Source organism: Brevibacterium samyangense (genome assembly GCF_039529845.1).
Lineage (GTDB): Bacteria > Actinomycetota > Actinomycetes > Actinomycetales > Brevibacteriaceae > Brevibacterium > Brevibacterium samyangense.
Genome location: NZ_BAAANO010000013.1, coordinates 249,193 through 265,158 on the forward strand (window position 1 = coordinate 249,193; position 15,966 = coordinate 265,158).

The following is a 15,966-nucleotide window of genomic DNA, read 5'->3' on the forward strand; positions in this document are numbered from 1 at the left end:
GCCGCTTTCCCACCACCGGCCCCCGCCGAGCCAGCAGTGCCGTTGGATGCCTGCGGCTTCGGGTTCTTCGGTTCCGGTGGCTTCTTCCCACCACCGCCACCGCCGTTGTCGCCTTTGCCCCCGCCGCTGTCGTTGAGGACCTTCTTCGGCTCATTCCCGCCCTGCGGCTTCGAGGGGGCGGGGATGGGCCGGTTGAGGGCGTTCTTGGCGTCCTGCTCCGAGCCGATGGCGTGGTACATGTCGAATCCGACGAAGCTGAGGAACTTGTAGGTCAGGTAGGGGGCGAAGGCGGCCATCGCCATCAGCACGATCCCAGCGATCGGGTCCGCGACCGAGGCCAGGTCCCCATCGATCGGTGCCGACACCTGGGTGATGGCGACCAGGAACATCACGACCAGGACGAGCTTGGAGACGATGAGGGCGATGACGAACATCGCCCACTTGCTGATCCACCCCTTCGTCGCATCCCACGACGCGCCGGAGAACGCCAATGGTGCGAGGACGATCGCGACCAGCAGCAGCGCCTTCCGCACGAGAAGACTGAGCCAGACGATCGCGGCGGCCGAGATGGCGAGTCCGGCGAGGAAGATGGTGATGATCGCGCCGACCCCTGGTGCGGCGATGTTGATCCCCACCAGGCCTGCGGCGAGGAGGGTGATCTTGTCGCCCATCGACTCGGTGGTCTCGCCTGCGGCTTGGATGATCCCGATGCAGAGCTGGTCGACGATCTCCAGCAACAGCGCGGTCAGGGTGATGACCACAAAGCTGCCGAGCACGCTCTTGGCGAGGCCGAGGGCGGCACGACTGAGTGCGGTGGGGTCGCGTCTGATGAGTCCGGTGATGAGCTGGAGGCAGAAGAACAGCAGCATCACGAACACGGCGATGCCGAACAGGATGTTGTAGACCGCCACGTACTCGTCGCTGGTGACATCCACGAGGGTGGTGGTATCGAAGACCGTCCAGACGGCCTCGAACAGCCACCCGGCGGCGGCGCCCATCGCGCCGGCGAGCCAGTCGAACGGCGCCGACACCAACGAGGCGGCGGCCTCGCCGGCGGTGTCGCAGACGGTCGAAACGAGGGGGATATCGCACACACCCACCGCAGATCACTCCCTAACGCAGACTCGAAGGTTGGTGGGCGGGGGTCAGACCTGCTGGCCGACGTCCCAGAAGAAGTTGATGAGCGTCACCGACGCCCCGCAGATGACGGAGGCGCCGCAGCTCACGAGGACGCCGATCTTCCCCCTGCCCGCCAGGTGAGGGTTGGAGGAGTTGGCGCCGAAGCCCCACACGATCGCGGAGATGATCAAGGCCAGGACGGAGAGGATGAGGCCGATGGTCATGACGGCGCCGACGATGGTGCGGAGCTGGCTGATGCCGGGAAGTCCGGTGTCGTTGGGGTCGATGTTGATGTCCATCGGCAGCACGGCCGGCAACGTGGTGGCGGCAGCGGTGGTTTCGGTGAGCAGGCTCAGGACGGTCATGGCGGGGTGCTCCTTTGGGGCGTCGGCGAGAGGGTTCTCGTCGATCAGGTGCACCGCCCGCTCCACACGGTCGGAGCCGATGAGAGGTCGGCTGGTGGTGGGGTGTGGTTCAGAGTTGTTGGCCGAGGTCGATCAGCCAGTTCAGCCAGGCCACCCCGCCGCCGGCCAGGACTGCGGCACCGAGGGCGGTCCAGGCGCCGATCCTTGCTTTGGTGGCGGCGGCGTGGTGGCCGTTCGCGGTCGACAGTGCCCACACGATGGCACAGACGATCAGCATGAGCACGGCGATGATGAGCACGAAGGTCAGCAGCGCGCCGATGACCTCGCGCAGGTCACCGATGCCTTCCAGGCCGTCGAAGTCGGGGAATATGTCCATGACGACTCAGCTCCCGGCCCGGACGGTGACGTGCAGGTGATCGAAGTGTCCGCCGGTCACATCGTCGGGGTCGTGCATGCCGCCGCCGTCGTAGGGCCGCCACCCTTCGCTGTCGCGGCCGGCCGACCAGATGAGGCCGTCCCAGATCAAGTACTCCACGCCGAGGGTTACGGCGTGGTCCTGCATCCAGTCCGTGACCTCCCAGCCGAGTTCGCGCTGCTCCGGGGTCGGGTGCTCGCTGATGGCGTTGCCGAAGGTCCCATCACAGGCGCGCCCGAGGGGGTGTTCGGAGACGGTGCCGGGCCGGGGTGAGTAGCAGGCCCAGGATGTGTCGGGGAACGCGGCGAGGGTCTGGGTGTAGAGGTGCAGCATCCGGGCGGTGATCTGCCCGTCCGAGGTCGGATCATCGACCATGCGGTCGGGGTCACCATCGAGGGGGTCCGGGTCACCGCCGGGTGTGCCGCCGCTGGGGTCGCAGTCGCCCCTGGGCGCTCCGGTCTCGGGTTCGGGGAGGTCGGCGGCGTTGTGGGCGTTGAGCCAGGCAGCGGGGTCGGTATGCTCACCGTTCGTGCCGCCGAGGCGGACCTCGAAGTGCAGATGCGGCCCCGTGGAGTTGCCGGAGCTGCCGGTGTCGCCGATGTGCTGCCCGGCCGTCACCTGGTCGCCGACCTGGACGTGGATGCCGTGCTCCCACATGTGCGCATACGCCGTGACCACCGTGGCGCCGTCGATCTGATGCTCGATGACGATGAGGCCGCCGTAGCCGCCGGAGAACTCCGCGACCGTCACGGTCCCGTCCGCAGCGGCCAGGAGGGGTGTGCCGTCGGGGGCGGCGAAGTCGGTGCCGGTGTGGAAGGAGTCCTCGCCGGTGATCGGATGCACGCGTGGGCCGTATTCGCTGGTGAGGACCCAGGTGCCCTCGGGCATCGGGAACACCACCTGCGACGATCCCACCGCCGCCGTCAGTGCAGCCGGGACCACGGCATCGCCGGCGGACGCGTCCGTGCCGGACGTTGTTGTGGTGAGGGTGGTCAGGATGGTTTCGGCGACCGGCTCGTAGTTGCGGTACCGGTCCGGGTAGGCGGAGACTTCGACGGCTTGGGCGGCTTCGCCTTTGTCCATTTCCTCCCAGCCGGGAATGTCCAGCAGTCCCCGTGGTGAGGGGTGGTTGGGTCCGGTGGGTCCGCCGAAGAACGCCTGCGCTTGGTAGACGGGGTCCATCAGCTCCGCGACGGTGCCCCACCCGGACTGCGGCCGCATCTGAAACAACCCGAGGGAGTCGTGGTCGGAGCCGTCGCCGTCGTTGGGGTAGTCCGCAGACTCGGGGTAGGCGCTGCTATTCGCGAGCATCCGCAGGGTGGACTCGGTGAGCGCAGCCATCAATGCGATCACCAGCCCGTCACGCGTGATCCCGTCGATGCTGTTGCCGGTCTCGATGATCGTCGCGGCGTGGGTGAGCTGGGTCCGGTTCAGCGTGAACGTCTCCCCGTTCGCCGTGGTGACCTCCAGTTCGTCCGGGACCTCGCCGACGGTGACGTTGGAGCCGCCGGGGATGGTGCAGGAGCCGGTGGCGGTCAGGGCGGGGTTCATCACCACTCCGATCCCGATCAGCACCAGCGACGGCGCGAGAAAGATCAGGGCGAGAGCGGCGATGGCGAGCTTCTTCAGCACAACAACGACCTCCGGACCTATCGGAGGGGGTTGTCGAGTTGGGATAGTCGCAGCAGGTGACAGGTGTCGTAGGTCGGGCCGCAGACCACGAACACGGTGAACGCCACGTCGTGTTCGGAGGTCACCTGCTCGTCGTTCCACAGCCCGGTGCGGTGGCGGGTGCCCTCGATCGTGACCGCGACCGTGCCCTCGGCGAGCTGACCGGGCTGCGCCTGCTCGGCCGCGGTCGCCCACGCTTCGGGGACGAACGCAGTCTCGATGGTGAGGTGCTGGGCGGTGGCGTACTGGCGCAGCTCGATCCAGGCGTCCCGGCTTGGGAGGTATGAGGCGATGTCGGAGGCGAGTCCGGCCTGCTCTTGGCCGGTGGGGTCGGCGACGTCGAGGACCACGCTGGTGTAGTCCAGCGGCATGAACCCGCTCGCGGTGTCCCACTCGAACAGCACGGCGGCGACGTTGCGGGCGAAGGCCTGCGGATCATCCGACGCCCGCACCACCGGCAGCCGCGGTGTCGTGGTGGGGACCGGATCGGACGGCGCGGTGACGATCGGCTCAGGGCGGCCACGATCATCGTCCCGGTCCGGGTCGGGTGGTCCGAGGAGGAGGCCGTAGACGCCGACACCGGCGAGCACCAGGACGACGACCGCCGCGGCGAGGGCGGCGATGAGTCGGCGGCGGGTCCGGGGTTCGGAAAGGTCGGGAGTCTTCATACCCACCAGGTGCACCCCCGCCACCAACGGCGGTAGAGGGAGGGTTGCCGTCAGAGGGCGCGTAGATGGGCGCGAGCAGGAGCCGCATCGTCGGCGGCCTCGCGGTCGCGCAGGGCGCGGAGCTTCTCGGCGAAGCGGCTGGTGCCCTCGGCGGTGGTCAGGAAGGACTCGATCTGCTCATCGCTCAGCTCAGCGGCCAACTGCTCGGCGTCGTAGTGGGTCCACCACTGGTCCAGCTCGCACCAGGTGAGCACGAACGCGCGCACCGGGTACCGGGCCGGCTCGCCCTCGTTGTCGGTGACCGATCGGGGCCGGGGCGCGCGCTTACTAGTCTTCGTCTGCTTGGCGCGGGCGAGGGCGTCGGCGGCGAGCCGATGCAGGTCGGTCTCACGTTCGGCCTGCGCGCTCTGGGCGGCGGCGCGGATCGCCTCAAAGATCGGATGCACCGGAGCCCCGGTGTCGATGCGCTCCAGCTCAGCGCTCACTTGTGCCCGGAGCGCGGCGGGCTGGGCGGGGTCTTCGGCGATCTTCTGGAGGTAGCCGATCTTCTCCAGCGTCGTGTGCGAGGCACCGCCGGGGATCATCGTTGCCGCCTGCTCGCGTGTCCTGCCAGCAGGTCCGAGCGACGGGGGTGCAAATTTTGCACGGCCGTCAGTGCCGGGCTGATTCTCCGAGCTGAACCGGGTCGCCTGCTCGCGGCGGGCGGCGTCCTCGGCCATGAGCGTCTTCAGCTCGCGATACAGAGCGGCCGCCTCGGTCTGGGTCAGCGGCTTGTGGAGCACGTTGTCGTCCTGCTCGGCCAGCAGGTGCCCGAGGCGGTCGGAGATGCCTGAGCGGACCCAGACGTTGACCTTGCGCCAGCCGAGCTTCTTGATCGCCGCCAACCGGCGTGCCCCACAGACCAGCACTCCGTCGGGGGTGATGGTGATGGGCTGCAACAGCCCGTCCCGCTCGATCGAGGCGGCGAGTTCGTCGATGTCGCCCAGGTCGCCGCGATGCCGGCGGCCGACCCGAATGGACTCGACGGTGCGCTCCAGCTCGATGTACCCCGCCGGTGCACTCACGGCCGATCACCACCAGGCTCGTGGTGGCCGGGTGCGGCCAGGGAGATGGTCAGGATCAGATCGTCATCGCGCAGCAGCACCGACAGGGTCTCGCCGATCAGCAGTCGCAGCAGCACACCCCGCCCCGCGGTCGTGGCGGCGTAGGCGGGGTGCGGGTTGCCCAGCAGTGCCCGCAGCAGTGCGGCCCACGAGGAGCGCGGGATGTCCAGCAGGGCGCGGGCGTGCTTGTCCCGCCGCAGTGCCTCGTAGGCGGCCTGGCGGGTGCCGGTCTTGGTCAGCGCCCCGCAGACATGCTCGACCCCGGCCCGAGCGGTGGCCGGGCCCCAGCCCAGCAGCGTGAACAGCGCGATCGCGTCCTCGGCCGCCGACCCAGCCGTCATGCACGCCCGGTCCGAGCCGCCCCCGCCACCATCGGAGCCCGCCCCGGCAGCGTCCGTCTCCGCCGCCGCGGTGTCGTTGTGGTTGTGGGGGTCGGTGATGTGGAAGGCGGGGTGGTAGTCGATCAGCGGGTTCTCGCGGTCGGAGAACCGCTCCGGGTCGTGGAACGCCGAAACGTGCGGGCGGCGGGCTTGGTGGACCGAGCACAAGAGTCCTTGGGCGCGTTCTTCGAAGATGCAGGTGATCCGCACCGCGTGCGTGATCACCGCCCACGGGTCACGGGCCTCGCGGGCCGCGCGGGTGATCATCACCTTGAATGCCGCACTGGCGGCCTCCCACGGGTCCAGGCCGTGCTTCCTGGCGAGCGGTTCGTACTTGGTCGCGGTGTGGGCCATCAGCTCCCCGGCTGCCGGATCATGGCTCCATGCCCCCGGCCCAGCGGCGTGGAGCCGGTGCAGCAGGGCGCGTAGCCCGTCGCTGGTGGTGAAGTCCTCACCGCCCTCTCCATCGGGAGCCTGTCGGTCGTGCGGGTTGGTGGTCGTGGTCATGGTCGGGCACCTCCTGACAGGTAGGTGCACGCGCGTCCCCACACCACCGGCTCCGCCGGCGCCGTGATGATGGGGGTGCGCATGTCAGGTCACCCCAGCCCGATCCCCGAATGGCTCACCCAGGACTGGTGCCGGCTGCTACGGCCGAACTGCGAGACATCCGGCAGCCGCCGCGTCCGCGCACTGATCGCCTTGCCGACACCGCGGCCGCTGGCCCGCGTGACGTGGCCGGTGAGCTTGCGGGTGCGGCGGGCGAGTTCGACCTCGAAGTCGATACCCCGGCCCGCGACCGTCGCCGACTGCCGGGCGAGCAGGTCGTTGGGCCGCACCCACTCCACACCCCGCGCCAGCCGCGCACTGTCCACGCTCTTCGCGTTCACGTCGCGGTTGCGGTGGGCGACCTTGGCGGCCTGCACCGCCTCCGGCGTCCCCGCCCGCTCCGACTCCTCCGGGACCGAGTGATCCTTGGCCGGCTCGGGTGCGTTCTGCCTGCGCTCGTGCTGATGCCGGTCATGGTCTGTGGTGCTCATGGTGTCTTCGCCTCCTCGACGGTCTGCTTGTCGGGAAGGTGCGCGGGCGTGAACCAGCGGCCGACCGTGGACGGGTGCACACCGAGGTCGCGGGCGATGCGCTTGTTTGACCACCCCTGTTCGCGCAGCTTCGCGGCGCGCTCACGCCGGTCCGAGCTTGTGACGCCGGCTCGCGGGCGTCGGGCGATCCTCCGCGGTGGCGTTGGCTCATCTGGGGCGCTGTCCCGATCTGCGGCGGGCTCCGCCGGCTCTGGTGGCGCCGGGAGCAGACTCGGTTCCGGCGCTTCGATGGGCACGGACGGTCGCGTCGGATGCTCCACGGGCGCGACGCGGTTGCGGGCGAATACGTCCGTGTCGGGGTCAGTGGCCGTTGGTAGCGGTCGGGTGAGGATCACGGTCAGGTGGGTGATCGCCAGCAGCACCACCGGCGGCACCGCCGCCACCGATGCGGCCAACACACCAGGCACGTCGGCATCGGCGGCGACCACGGCGTGAAGGGCGTTGGCGGTCACCGACACCGCGGCGCCGCCGATCAGCAGCGCCCACGGATACCAGGCCGTTGTCTGCCCGGCGAGGGCGACGACGGCGACGGTGGCCACGACGATGATGCCGTCCACGATCAGGGGCCACGCCCACGCCTGCCCCGCGCCGACACCGCTTCGGGCCGCGAGGTCTGCCAAAGCGGTGAAGGACAGCCAGAAGGCGCCGGCGGCGATGAACACCGTCCCGGACACCGCCGTCACCACCGCCCAGCGGCGCCCCGCCGCCCTGCTCGCGACCGTGCTGCTCGTGATCGGGGTGGTCATCACAGCCCTCGCGCCCTCGCTGGTCCGGTTGACGGGCGGGCGGGGTCACGACTGAACCAGCGGTCCGCGGTCAGCGGCGAGATACCCTGCGCCAGCGACGAGGGTCCGCGTCGGGCGGGTGTGGGGTGGACGGTGCGGTAGGCGGAGCGGACCGTGGCGGTGATCTCGCGCTCGGCGAGCCCTGCCTGCCCGGCGGCCGCGGTGAGCACATCGAGCGCATCCGACGCTGGGAGCCCGTTCTCTGCGAGCCGGCAGGCCGCCCAGAACAGGCCGCGGTTCCGCTCACCCTCACCACGGGCCGCGACCCATGCCGCCACCCGCGACACGTCGACATCCCTATCCAGACCCGCGGGCGTGGCTCGGGATGTGGGGCGAGGGTCGAGGAAGTCCCGCAGACGCTGCGCATCCAGCGTGCTGGCGGGGCCTGTGTTGACCTCCTCGACCTGGTAGCCGACCGTGGCGCCCTCGATGGAGCGGACCGAGGGCGGGACGATGATGTAACCGCCGTCACCGCGGAAGTCGATCCCAGCACGCGCCGCCTGCCACGACCGCTGCTCAGAGCCGGGTGTGGCCGGGTAGTAGGAGTGCATCCCACCCGTGGGCGTGCGGACCAGCAGCTCCCACCCCTCTACCAGCCCGGCGCGAGTGGCGCGGTTGAAACTGGTCCGCCCGTCGACTGGGCCGTGCATGTCCACGTCCACGACGACCGCGCCCGAGGCGGCGCCGGTCGGGACACCGATGTTCGCCCCCGGCGACTGACGCCACCACGCCTCGACCTGATCCAGGTCCGTGCTGGCGTCATGGAAGCCGTGCTCGGTCGCGGGCCGCTTCCCCCACGGTGCGCAGGGGAAGACCGGCACTCCCGCATGGGCGAATTCGCGTGCGGCGGCCGACAACGGCCACGCCCCATTCATCCGCAGCAGGACCGAGGAGACCGCACCGTGCTCGGCCATCACAGACCCCGCCCCTCGAACGCCGACACCGTTCGTCCGGCCGGTTCAAGCGCTGGAGCCGCCCGCCGCGGCGCTGCCGGCTCCGGTGTCGGCGACGCTAGCGCTTGTGAGGGTGCGTCGCGCTGGGCGGCATCACGGTCCAGACCCGGCGGCGTGCCGTCACCGACCTGCGCGGTGTCGAGCTGGTCCAGGATCGCCAGAGCGGTCTTGCGGACCCGCTCCCCGGTGGCCTTGACCACCTCCACTGGCTCCTTGCCATCCACCCGCGCGGCCCAGGTGGAGACGTACGGGATCGTGTACCCGCTGGTGTCCATTCCGTGGGCGGCGCCGACCATCAAAGCGACGGACTCGGCTTCGACCTCACCGATGCCGCGATGCTGACGGGCCTCCTCGGCATCGGGACCGTGCAGGAGCACGTGGCCGAGTTCGTGGGCCAGGGTCTTGACCTGCGCGGCCGGGTCCACGTGGTCCCGCACCGCGACGGTGTTCGCGGAGTAGTCGGTCATGCCGTTGGCGCCGTGGATCATCCCCTCGTGCGGCACCCGCAGCACCGTGAACCCGGCCGCTTCGACCTGTGCGGCCAGGCCGTCCCACAGCCCTGATGGGGCCTGGCCCTCCAGCAGCTTCGGTGCGGGCGGTTCGGGGATCGGGTCACCTGCGGTCTGGGAGGCGTCCCACACGTAGGCCGGCCGGACGCCGACCATCCGCGTGCGCACGACCTCACCGGCTCGCGGCTTCTCGCCCTTGCTCAGGCGCCGCCACGATTCCGCATCGGCCGGGGTGGCGGTGGCGAAGCGTCCGGTCACGGGCGCGAGAATCTGATACCCCGGTTGACCCTTCTGCACCTGCCTTCCCAAGCCCTGCCACTGCCGGTAACCGGCCACATACGACGGGAACGGCGCGGGCACCAGGCCGGCCTCGAACGCTGCCTGGTGTTGCTCCCAGATCAGCAGAGTGTTGGAGAACGATCTGGTCCTGAACCGTGCCGCGAACGCGAGCGCGCGAGCCCAGTCCTCACCGGAGACGAGCTGTTCGACCGCGCCGGTCAGGCGCTCGTGCAGCGCATCGAGCTTCGCCTCCCGCGCGGCTTTGGCTTGCTCCCGTGTCGTGGCCATCGTCGTGTCCTCCCGCTACCCTGAGCACCGGGCCGAACTGGGCCTCGGTGACCATCAGGTGCGCCGGGATCACCAGCAAGACGAGACGGACAACGGACGATGTGACCGCCAGGTGTGTGGTGAACCCGACGAGTCCGTACCGGACTATCAGTCTTTCAACGGTCACGGGCGCCAAGGCGGGCGATGATGCGGATACTCGTATCGGGATTGCGGCGATCTGTATCGCCAGGGCCTTCTCAAACGGCAGTCTTCTGTCGGCTCAGTTCCCGGTAGCGCGTTGGGGTGACCCCCACGGCTTGGCGGAACATCCGGGCGGCGTGACCTCGGCTGCGCCAGCCGACCCGTCGCATCGCCTCCTCGATCGGCAGGTCGGTCTCACGCAACAACCGAGCGAGATGCTCGGCACGGATGGTGACCAGGTAGGTCATCGGTGTCTTGCCGTAGGCATGGACGAAGACCCGGCCGAGTTGTGAGGGCGAGAGATGCACGGCATCGGCGATGCTCTGGAGCGTCCATCGCTCGGAGGGCTCACGACGCAAGAGCTCGACGGCCTGTCGCGCTTCAGCTCGCAACGGCGCGAACTCACGATGGCGCGGAGGACTCGGATGCACCGCCCGGCGCTGGGTCACTGACCGGCGCGCCGCGGTCGTCTTCACGTACGGCGTGATCACGTCGAGCACAGCGAACAGCAGCGCTTGCATCCGGTAGAACCGATCTACTGACGGACCATTCAGGCTGAGAGCCAGCAGCTCATCGAGCCAGGGCATGAGCAGCCCGGCACGGTCCTCACCGAGGTGGAGTATCTGGGCGGGCTCTGAGTACAGCTCATCGGCGAAGTCCTGCGCATCGAGCCGGTCGGAGAGCAGGGCGGCGTGCTGCCAGAACACCTGGTCGATGATGTAATCGCGGTCCAAGTACAGGGTGGTGACGGTGATTGAGTCTTCGGGTTCGCTACCGCACAGCGTGTTCGCGGCCAGTGCGATCACGTCGCCTACCTTGACCGGCTTCTCGCCGAACTCGCTGAACAGTATCGCCGAGCCGTGTCGGACGAAGATGAGCTTCATGCAGTCGTAGGCGACGGGTGCGATGGGCCGCTGTACCGAGCGTGTGCGGGCGATGATCGGGGCGAAGGACGCACGCTTATCGTCGACTGCGGTTTCCTCGATCGACGACACACGCTCGGACTGCTTGCAGTGTGCGGGTCAGACTCGCGGTGCCGGCGTCAGCACAACGATGCGTCCGGCCCGGATATCGCTGGGCTCGGCGATACCTTTCGCACCCATTCCAAACGTGTTCGTCAAGGCCCGATCGGTGCCGATGGCCGGAGCAACAATAAAGCGGACGCGCCCGTATGCGGAATCACCTTCCTGGGCAACAGCGTGGTCGAGTCCAGCCACAAGTGATTGGCCTCCGGCCGGGGCTCGGGTTCCTCTCGTCGTCATGGTGCTCATGGTCTCTGCTAGTCGCCTTGGGTTATCGGGGCTTTTCGAGTTCTGTGTGGACAGTGACGTCGTACTTGAGGCTGGGTGGTTGTCCGTTGGTGAGTCCGGCGAAGCGGATGCGTCCGGTGGGCGTGCGTCCCCGTTTCCAGGCTTCATCGATAGCGGCATCCTCGGAATGTCGGTGTTTGGCTCCCTTCTGGTACAGGGCCAGGATCTTCTTGGCCTCGTCGCGGGTGCTGGGCAGTTCGACTCGGATCACCGGCATGCCGCTCACCTGCTCTCCGCGCGTGCCGTCGAATCCCGGGCCGCGCTGCGGTGGGACCGTCCTGGCACCACAAGGGCGACGACGACGGCCGCGACCACGAGCAGTCCGGCTGCGACAGTAAGCGCGGCATCGAACCCGGTCGTTGTCTGCGCGATCGGGTTGGCTGCGGCCGTGTCGTTGCCACGTGCTGCTGCCGCGGCGGACACCGTGGCGACCGTGTTAAGCAGGGCCGTGCCGATCGAGCCGCCGAGCTGGGTGACGGCGTTGACCGCTCCGGAAGCAGCGCCAAGGTCCCCGGTGTCCACGCCTGAGGTCGCGCTCTCCGCCGCGGGTGCGATGGTGCAGCCAAGTCCGAGGCCGATGAGCACTTCGGCGGGTACGAACCGGGTGAGGTAGATGTTCTCGCTGGCCGGGTCCAGGCCGATGAGGAACACGAAGCCGAGTGCCATCACGAGCAGTGCGGGCACGATCAGGTTCCGAGCACCCAGCCGTTGGGAGAGCGGTCCGGCGATCACGGTGGAGCCGATACCGATGGAGACGGCCAGGGGCAGGAACGCGAAACCGGCCTGCATGGGCGAGAAGCCGAGAATCTGCTGGAACCAGTAGGTGAGCACCAGGAACAGGCCGAACAGCGACAGTTGCGGCAGGGCCACCGCCAGCAGCGCTCCGCCGCGTGTGCGATGTAGCAGAATTCGCAGCGGCAGCAGTGGGCTGGGAAGCCGTGCCTGCAACACCACGAATAGGACCATCGCGATCAGCCCTGCCCCGAACGGCACCAGCACAAGGGCGTGGCCTGCTCCGCGGGAGGCGACTTCGGTCAGGGCGAACACGACCGCAGCCATCCCTATAGCGCTGGTCAACGCGCCCGCCCAATCGAGCCGAACCCCGCGGCGTGGCAGTGCCGGGATCACTAGGCGGGTGCCGATCAGCGCCACCACGACGATGGGCACGTTGATCAGAAGGCACCACCGCCATCCGGCCCACTCGGTGAGGAACCCGCCCAGCAGGAGCCCGACGACCGCGCCCGCCCCGGTCAGTGCACCGTAGACGCCGAACGCGGTCGCCCTCGCGCGCGGCTCGGTGAACGTGCCGGAGATGACGGCCAGCGCTGCCGGGGCCAGCAGTGCCGCGAACACGCCCTGTCCGACTCGTGCGGCCAGCAGCGTTTCCCAGGTCGGTGCGGCCCCGGCCAGCGCGGAGGCCGCCGCGAACCCGATCAGCCCGATCACGAACGCCCGTTTGGCCCCGAGCACGTCGCTCAGCCGCCCACCCAGGATCAGCAGACCCCCGAACGCTAGGGCATAGGCGGTCACCACCCAGCTACGGCTCGCGTCGCTCATCCCCAGTTCAGCTTGGAGGGAGGGCAACGCGATGGTGACGATGGTCGAGTCGAGCACGACCATCAACTGCGCCAGCCCCGCCACCGCGAGCACCCACCAGCGCGTCGAGCGATCCTTGCTTATCGTCATACATCTAACTTACCCGCGATAAGTTAGATGATCAATCGGCTATAGTGGCCGTCATGGCACGCGACGCGCACTCATCGTCTAGCAAGCTGCCGCGCCCGCGGCCGGACGAAGCGCCGGGCAGCGTGTGGCTCCGTGGGGCAGCACCAGCGCGTGCCCGCCGGACCCTCAGTCGCGAGGCCATCGTCATCGAGGCCGTCGCGCTGCTGGACGAGCAGGGGATCGACCGGTTGACGATGCGCCGCCTCGCCGAGCGCCTGAACGTGACCTCCACCGCCCTGTACTGGCACGTGAACACCAAAGAAGACGTGCTCGACCTCGCCTTCGACCACATCTTCGGCAGCGTCGAGATTCCCCCGCTCACCGACGACTGGCACAGCGCCGTGCGCACCCTGCTGCGCCGCTGGCGCGCCGCGATGCTCGCCCACCCCTGGGCCACCACGCTGGTGGACCGGCCGATGCTCGGCCCCAACGCGCTGGCCCGCACCGAGTTCCTCTACGCCGTCCTCGCAGGCACTGGTCTGACCGGCACCGACCTGACCGCCACCGCCCAACTCCTGGCGAACTACGTCATCGGAACCGCGGCGGTCGAATCCACATGGCACCGGAGTCAGGCCGATCCCAAACAACAAAGCCTGGCCCGCAGGCGCATCACCGACGATGAGGAGCGCTATCCCACCCTCCACAAGGCAGGGCACCTCGACGAACAACAGGCCAGCGCCGACGAACTCTTTGAGCACAACCTCGGCAAGCTCATCACTTGCGTCATAACCAGTCAGTAGCGCCGCCGCCAGCGGACGAGACGCAACGACGTGTCCGACGACTGTGAGCTGCTGATTGCCGGTGTGAACCGTGAGCGGGTTCGGTGACCCAATCGGGTTCAACCCATCAACCACTCCACGAGCGCCGGCGCGGGCCGTGGCCCCTTCGTCTCGCTCAGGAGGGCTGGCGTTGGCGCGGGCCCTCCAGTGATGTGTTCCCATCCGACGATGGCTGAGGCGTGGCGTCCCCAGCGGAGAAGATCTCCGCTGCTCTGCATCGGTGACCCATCGGGTCCGTGCAGTGCCAGGTCGATGATCTGATAGCTCAGTGCGATCGTCCCGCGACGGGCTCGCACGTGTTCCAAGCTCTCTCGCCGTCACGGGAGGAGTCCGAGGCCAGCCGGGTCCGGAACAGGACGGTGGGTGAGGACGAAGACCACGAACCGCTGGTGCGGTGCGCCGACGACGGATGCCGGTAGGTCGATCCATCGCGCATCGCGCCGCATGTCAGCCAGGTCTCCCGCCACGGTGCCAAACGCCTTGAGAGGTCGGGCTGCATCGTCTTCCACGCCCCACAGGTCGGGTTCCACTTCGCGAACGGTTGCACTCGCATCGTCGGCGGGGGTTGCGGTGGCGGGGCGCATCCGGCATCGGTTGCTGCTCCCGGGAGGTTGCGGACCGCCGGTGCGGAGAGCAGACCGTCCACGTTCTCGATCACCACGAACTCCGGTTGCAGGGCCTCGATCGCTGCCGCCATGTGCGATCAGAGCCCCGAGCGAGTCCCGGGCGCGAGGCCGGCCTGCTTACCGACGGTGGATACGTCGTGGCATGGGAAGCCGCCGCAGAGGATGTCCACCGGTTCGACGGCGTTCCAGTCGATGGTGGTGACGTCACCGAGGTTCGGAACATGGGGCCAGTGGTGCGCGAAGACGCGGGCGACGGGTTCGCTGATCTCGGAGAACCAGACCGTCTCAGCGTTGAAGACGTGCTCGACAGCGAGGTCCAGGCCACCGTGTCCGGAGAACAGCGACCCGACCCGCAGGCGACGGTCCTCAGGCGGAACGGAGTGGTCGTGCATGGAGGCTCCGGCGATTCGGTGACTCCGGACCCGAACCCCTCACGGAGCCCATCGCCGGGCTGATCACCTGCCAGGTGCACGACCCCGATCACCCGCCGCCGATGCCTTGCTGACGACACGACGCGGCAAGCCCGCTCCCGGCCGTCGGGCCAGCGCCGATCCGCCTCTCACTCAGCTCACCATCGGAGCTGCCACGCGTCTTGCAGGTCGAGGGAGAGTGCCCCTTCATCGTGCGCCTCGGACCTCCGCCTCGTCGCCGACTACCGCTCGGAGCTGTCGGTGACGGATAACGTGAGTACCATGCTCAGCTTGCTGGTTGACACCTCGACGTGGCTAGACCTGTCCAAACGACGTGACGGTCAGCGATGGATCGTTGCCCTCCGCGTCCTTGTTCATCAGGGTGAGGTCGAGTTGATCGTGCCGTCGCTCGTCATCGAGGAGTACGAGCGCAATCGAGAGCGTGTCGAGGCGTCGATGACCGCTAGTGTCGCTCAGCGCTTCAAACTGATCCGACAGGATCTAGATGACTTCGGCGGCACCGACACCGAGCAGGCGCTCAGGACCGTCGAAGACCTTGCACGCCACGCACCACTGATTGGCGCGATGACGACCCGCAACTTCGATGAAGTCCTCGATCTGCTTCGTGGTGGCCGCGCAGTCGAGGCCACGGACTCGGAACACCACGCGGCCGTCGAACGAGGTCTCTCGAAGCGAGCACCTTTTCACCGCTCGCGCAACAGTGTCGCCGACGCGTTGCTGATCGAGTTGTACGCAACCGCGATTGCAACTGTCGATCTTGCGCAACACCCCCATGCGTTCGTCACGTCCAACAGCGAGGACTTCTCATTACCCAATGGGGACAAGCGGCTGCCGCATCCAGACATCTCGGCAGCCTTCGCATCGGAGCATTCCACTTACGCACTGGGAGTCGACGGATTGAACGGGGTCCTTCGTCACCACTTCGATCCAGAGATCGAGGAACTGTTCGCAGATACCGATTTCGTGGAGGAGCCGCGACGCTTGGATGAAATCCAAGACGCTGAGAAGGAGCTTTTCGATCGCATCTGGTACCACCGTTCACTGCAACACGAGTACCATTTGGAGGATGCTGGCGACTATGCCGGGGTCGAGCGGTTACGGAAAATCGCCGGCGAGGGGCGAGCACGCGTTGAGGAAACCTATACGCAACCGGGAGAGCTAGGACCATACTCAGATTTCGAACTTGGCATGCTCAACGGGAAACTTTCTGCCTTGCGATGGGTCCTTGGCACCTGACTTGCACAGGTTCTCGGGTTTGAGCCGTTCTTGCGTTCATCGTTGCA

The 15,966-nt window shown here is 68.2% G+C and carries 17 protein-coding genes; 2 read left to right on the plus strand and 15 right to left on the minus strand.

Annotated elements, in window-relative coordinates:
- From ABD172_RS07840 to ABD172_RS07905, 14 genes are all read right to left on the minus strand, one after another.
- Positions 1 to 1,100, minus strand: a 1,100-nt coding sequence (locus ABD172_RS07840; protein WP_344308489.1) for a conjugal transfer protein TrbL, incomplete at its 3' end; no start/stop codon positions are given.
- A 45-nt stretch (positions 1,101 to 1,145) separates the two neighbouring features.
- Positions 1,146 to 1,484 carry a DUF6112 family protein gene (locus ABD172_RS07845; RefSeq protein WP_344308491.1) on the minus strand — a complete coding sequence of 113 codons (339 nt, stop codon included), beginning with the start codon at positions 1,482 to 1,484 and terminating at the stop codon, positions 1,146 to 1,148.
- A 109-nt stretch (positions 1,485 to 1,593) separates the two neighbouring features.
- Positions 1,594 to 1,860 (minus strand): DUF6112 family protein, encoded by a 267-nt coding sequence (locus ABD172_RS07850; protein WP_344308493.1) that lies wholly within the window; start codon positions 1,858 to 1,860, stop codon positions 1,594 to 1,596.
- Between the two features lie 6 nt (positions 1,861 to 1,866).
- Positions 1,867 to 3,531: a M23 family metallopeptidase gene (locus ABD172_RS07855; RefSeq protein ID WP_344308494.1), complete on the minus strand. Its 1,665-nt coding sequence runs from the start codon at positions 3,529 to 3,531 to the stop codon at positions 1,867 to 1,869.
- 17 nt (positions 3,532 to 3,548) lie between these two features.
- Positions 3,549 to 4,238, minus strand: a complete 690-nt coding sequence (locus ABD172_RS07860; protein ID WP_344308496.1) for a hypothetical protein — start codon at positions 4,236 to 4,238, stop codon at positions 3,549 to 3,551.
- 50 nt (positions 4,239 to 4,288) lie between these two features.
- Entirely contained in the window at positions 4,289 to 5,302 is a 1,014-nt protein-coding gene (locus tag ABD172_RS07865) for a ParB N-terminal domain-containing protein (protein WP_344308498.1), read from the minus strand.
- Positions 5,299 to 6,228, minus strand: a complete 930-nt coding sequence (locus ABD172_RS07870) for a hypothetical protein (protein ID WP_344308500.1) — start codon at positions 6,226 to 6,228, stop codon at positions 5,299 to 5,301. Before ABD172_RS07870 ends, ABD172_RS07865 begins: the two co-directional genes overlap by 4 nt.
- A gap of 89 nt (positions 6,229 to 6,317) precedes the next feature.
- A complete protein-coding gene (locus tag ABD172_RS07875) occupies positions 6,318 to 6,758 on the minus strand; it encodes a hypothetical protein (RefSeq protein ID WP_344308502.1) in 441 nt (146 codons plus the stop codon).
- Positions 6,755 to 7,564: a DUF2637 domain-containing protein gene (locus tag ABD172_RS07880; protein ID WP_344308503.1), complete on the minus strand. Its 810-nt coding sequence runs from the start codon at positions 7,562 to 7,564 to the stop codon at positions 6,755 to 6,757. The genes ABD172_RS07875 and ABD172_RS07880 overlap by 4 nt, the downstream gene beginning before the upstream one ends.
- The gene (locus tag ABD172_RS07885) at positions 7,564 to 8,517 is read right to left on the minus strand and encodes a bifunctional DNA primase/polymerase (protein WP_344308505.1); all 954 of its coding nucleotides are present in this window, start codon (positions 8,515 to 8,517) and stop codon (positions 7,564 to 7,566) included. The genes ABD172_RS07880 and ABD172_RS07885 overlap by 1 nt, the downstream gene beginning before the upstream one ends.
- On the minus strand, positions 8,517 to 9,632 hold the full coding sequence (locus ABD172_RS07890; RefSeq protein WP_344308507.1) for an ArdC-like ssDNA-binding domain-containing protein: 1,116 nt from the start codon (positions 9,630 to 9,632) through the stop codon (positions 8,517 to 8,519). The genes ABD172_RS07885 and ABD172_RS07890 overlap by 1 nt, the downstream gene beginning before the upstream one ends.
- Positions 9,633 to 9,868: 236 nt before the next feature.
- A complete protein-coding gene (locus ABD172_RS07895) occupies positions 9,869 to 10,696 on the minus strand; it encodes a helix-turn-helix domain-containing protein (protein ID WP_344308509.1) in 828 nt (275 codons plus the stop codon).
- Positions 10,697 to 11,105: 409 nt separating this feature from the next.
- A complete protein-coding gene (locus ABD172_RS07900; protein ID WP_344308511.1) occupies positions 11,106 to 11,348 on the minus strand; it encodes a hypothetical protein in 243 nt (80 codons plus the stop codon).
- Positions 11,345 to 12,808, minus strand: a complete 1,464-nt coding sequence (locus ABD172_RS07905) for an MFS transporter (RefSeq protein WP_344308513.1) — start codon at positions 12,806 to 12,808, stop codon at positions 11,345 to 11,347. Before ABD172_RS07905 ends, ABD172_RS07900 begins: the two co-directional genes overlap by 4 nt.
- Before the next feature lie 53 nt (positions 12,809 to 12,861).
- Here ABD172_RS07905 and ABD172_RS07910 point away from each other — a divergent pair, with 53 nt between their 5' ends.
- Positions 12,862 to 13,587, plus strand: coding sequence for a TetR/AcrR family transcriptional regulator C-terminal domain-containing protein (locus ABD172_RS07910; protein WP_344308515.1), 726 nt, complete (start codon positions 12,862 to 12,864; stop codon positions 13,585 to 13,587).
- Between the two features lie 742 nt (positions 13,588 to 14,329).
- On the opposite strand, the gene ABD172_RS07915 is transcribed toward ABD172_RS07910, so the two are convergent.
- Positions 14,330 to 14,644: a DNA cytosine methyltransferase gene (locus tag ABD172_RS07915; RefSeq protein WP_344308516.1), complete on the minus strand. Its 315-nt coding sequence runs from the start codon at positions 14,642 to 14,644 to the stop codon at positions 14,330 to 14,332.
- Between the two features lie 300 nt (positions 14,645 to 14,944).
- On the opposite strand from ABD172_RS07915, the gene ABD172_RS07920 reads away from it, so the two are divergent.
- Positions 14,945 to 15,919: a PIN domain-containing protein gene (locus ABD172_RS07920; RefSeq protein ID WP_344308518.1), complete on the plus strand. Its 975-nt coding sequence runs from the start codon at positions 14,945 to 14,947 to the stop codon at positions 15,917 to 15,919.
- Positions 15,920 to 15,966 lie beyond the last annotated feature (47 nt).